This is a genomic window from uncultured Campylobacter sp. (assembly GCF_938018035.1).
Taxonomy (GTDB): domain Bacteria; phylum Campylobacterota; class Campylobacteria; order Campylobacterales; family Campylobacteraceae; genus Campylobacter_B.
The window spans coordinates 1-3,613 of the sequence record NZ_CALIJF010000218.1 but is presented as its reverse complement, the minus strand read 5'-3'; the positions used below and the strand labels follow the sequence as shown (position 1 = coordinate 3,613).

At 44.9% G+C, this 3,613-nt stretch carries 3 protein-coding genes and 1 pseudogene; 2 read left to right on the top strand and 2 right to left on the bottom strand.

Annotated elements, in window-relative coordinates; all coding sequences use genetic code 11:
• The first annotated feature begins 294 nt into the window (after positions 1-294).
• Both Q0257_RS06840 and Q0257_RS06835 read left to right on the top strand, forming a co-directional pair.
• On the top strand, positions 295-954 hold the full coding sequence (locus Q0257_RS06840) for a hypothetical protein (protein ID WP_298023229.1): 660 nt from the start codon (positions 295-297) through the stop codon (positions 952-954).
• A gap of 29 nt (positions 955-983) precedes the next feature.
• Positions 984-1,442: a hypothetical protein gene (locus Q0257_RS06835; RefSeq protein ID WP_298023226.1), complete on the top strand. Its 459-nt coding sequence runs from the start codon at positions 984-986 to the stop codon at positions 1,440-1,442.
• 92 nt (positions 1,443-1,534) lie between these two features.
• Here the strand turns inward: Q0257_RS06835 and Q0257_RS06830 are convergent, their stop codons facing one another.
• Both Q0257_RS06830 and Q0257_RS06825 read right to left on the bottom strand, forming a co-directional pair.
• Positions 1,535-2,674 carry a cation:proton antiporter gene (locus Q0257_RS06830; protein ID WP_298023224.1) on the bottom strand — a complete coding sequence of 380 codons (1,140 nt, stop codon included), beginning with the start codon at positions 2,672-2,674 and terminating at the stop codon, positions 1,535-1,537.
• A 126-nt stretch (positions 2,675-2,800) separates the two neighbouring features.
• Positions 2,801-3,613: pseudogene (locus Q0257_RS06825) on the bottom strand (hypothetical protein); the annotation flags it as partial.

Here is a 3,613-nt window from a genome sequence, read left to right as displayed (position 1 = left end):
TACACTCAGACAGCGGCATAAAGGAGATCTTTTTAGGCGGCGCGTCGAAATACTTCCTACAAAAGACCAAAATTCCGGTCTTAATGTAGCTTAAAGCTTAGATACCGCGTCGCGGCACACCGCCCGCACCGCGTCTAGGCTTAAGTCGGCTTTAAGCGCCGCAAGCTAAATTTTAAAATTTAATCGGCTCGCTTTGGCTTTATTAACCTGTCCGCAAATCGTGCAGTTATGCCATTTTGCGGATGAATTACGATTAATTTTTACCGCTAGCTTTGTTGACGAGCCGCGTTTGCTTTGCCGCGGCTAGCGGAAGCAAGTATATCTGCGGCGAGCGAGGGCTGGCAGTCGCGTCAAGTGCGCCGGTCCATATTTAAGCGCGGCGAGTTTGGAATTTCCATGCTTGTCGTTTCGGCTGCGTCGCGGATTTCGCATAAATTTGCACTTAAAATTTCCGCTTGCACGTTAAATTTTAAATTACAAGGAGCGCAGATGGCATTTGAAAATGCAATCATCACAAAAGATGATGATGAGAAGTATGGATTGAGCGAAATTTACTACAAATATAATCCATACTATGAGACTTTTATTAATGAGCTGCGATGGACTATCGATAGGGAGAGAGATTGCTGGGCTTGGTTTCTTTATAGCTTCCCAGGCTATGAACACGACCACGATTACGATACAAAGTCTATTTGGATATTATATCATAAAGGTGAAATTATAGAGATGATTATAGATCATGAGGTAAATATTAATAGGAAATTAGTTCCAGAGGAATTTCATAGGATTTGGAAACTCCTAGATTTAAAACCAAATCATACGCAAAGTCTTAATAAGCAAGACATTTTATGCCTACTAAAAGAAATTTTGGAAGTATATAGGGACTGTGATTTGTGGAAACCGGAGTCGAATTATACTATGGAACTACAAGACCTAACCGATCGTAAAATCTAAAATTATTAAAATTTCTTGAGGAGGAGAGAGTGGCATTTGAAAATGCAATCATCACCAAAGAGGATGATGAGAAGTATGGATTGAGTAAGATTTACTACAAATATAATCCATACTATGAGACTTTTATTAATGAGCTGCGATGGACTATTGATCGAGATGCGGATTGTTGGCTGTGGAAAATTTATAGTTTTCCCGATCCAGACTATGACCATGGCACTGATTCTAAAGGAATTTGGATTTTATATTATAACGGTGAAGTTATTGAAGTCACTCTTGATTATGATATCGACGAAGCATTGAGACCCGAAAAATTCCATAGAATTTGGAAACTGCTCAATCTAAATCCAAAGCAAACATCTCTTTTGTCGGCAAGCGATATAATTAAGCTGTTGAATGTAATATTAAAAGCGTATGGTTATTCTACTCGGGAACAAATCCCAAACTACACTATGGAACTACAAGACCTAACCGATTGCGGCGTAAAATAGAGCTTTAAATTTAACTCTATTTTAATCCTGCACCAGATCAAATTTCATAGAATTCTGAAATTCCGAAATCCTATAATTTTTAAATTCCCGCCCTAAAATTTCTTGTAAATAAAATTTATCAAAATCATCGACACGAGCGCCTCTATCAGCGAGGCGATGATCATCGCGAAGTATATCTCTTGCGAGATCGCGGCGGTGGAGTAAAAAAGCGTCGCCGTGGCGATGACGAGGGTTAGCGGCATAGAAAGCGATAGTGCGAAAAGCGCCGCGCCTTTGCGCCCCAGAGTGCTTAAAAACGTAGCGCTTGCAAGCAGCCTGATACCGAACATCAGCGCCGCTAGGCTTACGGCAAAGCTCATCACTCCGGGCATAAGAAGCGCTTCTAGCTTGATCACGGCTCCGGTGTGTATGAAAAATATCGGCACCAAAAAGCCAAAGCCGAACGACGATAGCTTCTCGATGAGGTCGTCCTTGTGAGAGAAAAAGGTTGGCAGAAAGGTGCCTGCGATAAAGGCGCCGATGACAACCTCGAGCCCCAAAAGCATCACCCCCGCGCAGATTAGGCAAAACAGCGCCATCGCAAAGCGCACATCCTTTTCGTTTTTGTCGTATTTGGGCATGATGACCGTTTTTAGCGCGGGGAACCACCAAAATAAAATTTCAAGCCCTTTAAAAACCGCTAGGGCTGCCACGGAAAAGCCCAAAAGCGCGCCGATATGAAGCGCCATCTCTACGCCGAAGCCGTTTTTAAGGTAGATGCCGCCCACCGTAAGGACGGCGATGCTGATGAGTTCGCCGATCACGCCCGCGGGCATCGCGAGATTGAGCCACGCTTGATCCTTGCCGTACTCCTTATACAGCGCCGAAAGCAGCCCGACGCTCATCAGAGGCGCTGCGATGATAAGCATCTGCGGCAGTTCAAACACCCAAACCGCAAGCGCGCTTAGGATATAAAGCAGCGCCAAAAAGATTAGGATCAGCCGCAAAATTTTGCGCGGCATCGCAAGCAGCGCGCGGAAATCCACCTCGCAGCCCGCCAAAAACATAAGGTAGCAAAAGCCGATCTGCGCGGCTAGATCGAAGGTCGCGCTTGGCGGCAAAAGCCCTAAATTTGCGGCTATGATGCCAAGCATGATCTCCATAGGCGAGAGCGGAATTCTAGCTAAGCTAGCCAAAAATGGCGAAGCAAAGATCAAAAACGATAGCGCGATTAGGACATAAATTTCATTCATACGCTTTGGCCTCGCATACTTTTAGATTTTCTCCGCACTGTTTTAGAATTTTTTCGCATCTTTCTAGCATTTTCTCTGGCTGTCCAGGGGCTTTTCGTATCATTTCAAGACTTCCTTTCGGTCGCTTTATAGTTCTTTGCGCTGCGAACGGAGACGAGATGCGCGCAATTTTCGCTCTTGCACCACAACACAGGCACACCGAAAAGCCGCTTTTTTGCGCCTGCAAATCTCGCCCGGATTTAACACGAGCGCGCCGTTTCTATCTACCGCCACGGCAAAAAAGTGAGTGTGGTCGTAAATTTTGATAGTTGAAATTCTATCCGCGCCGCGCTCGCACGGACCCCGATTTTTACTTTCGCCGCTTGCATTGAGCTCAGAATTCGCGGTCAAATTTGAGCCCAAGTTCCGTGCGGCTAAATTTACGCATGAGTTTGGTGCGGCTAAATTCGCGTTTAAGCTCGGCTCCGTTAAATTTACTGCGCAATCGGTACTCGAGCTTGCTTTAGAGTTCATATCTGGGCTCGTATTAGTGGCTAAATTCGCGCTTGCATTTGAGTTTAAATTTGCGTTTGGGCTTGAAGCGAGGTCTGCGTCCAGATTTAAGTCTAAATTTGCGTTTGAGTTCACATCCGCGCCCGCATTCAAGCCCAAGTTCACATTTGGACTTGCGGACGACCACCCGCTTTTTAAATTCGCACTCGCGCTACGTATGTTTTTAAAATTTACGTCTGCACCGCGCCCGCCATTTAAAATTTCATCATCTGCGTCATTAGAATTTGCGTCTAAATTTACCGCGCAATCCGCCGCTTTATAATTTGAGATTAAAATTTCTCTGCGATCCATCCCGCAGTTTAAGCCTAAATTCGTGCCGCAACTTACTTCGACGCTAAAGCTAGAATTTTTGACTAGGTCTGCGCCGAAATCCTTGCGAAAATTTGC

What these genes read in the sequence shown, in the direction of transcription:
- Q0257_RS06830 (WP_298023224.1), bottom strand. Translation starts at nt 2,674, where the DNA reads ATGAATGAAATTTATGTCCTAATCGCGCTATCGTTTTTGATCTTTGCT.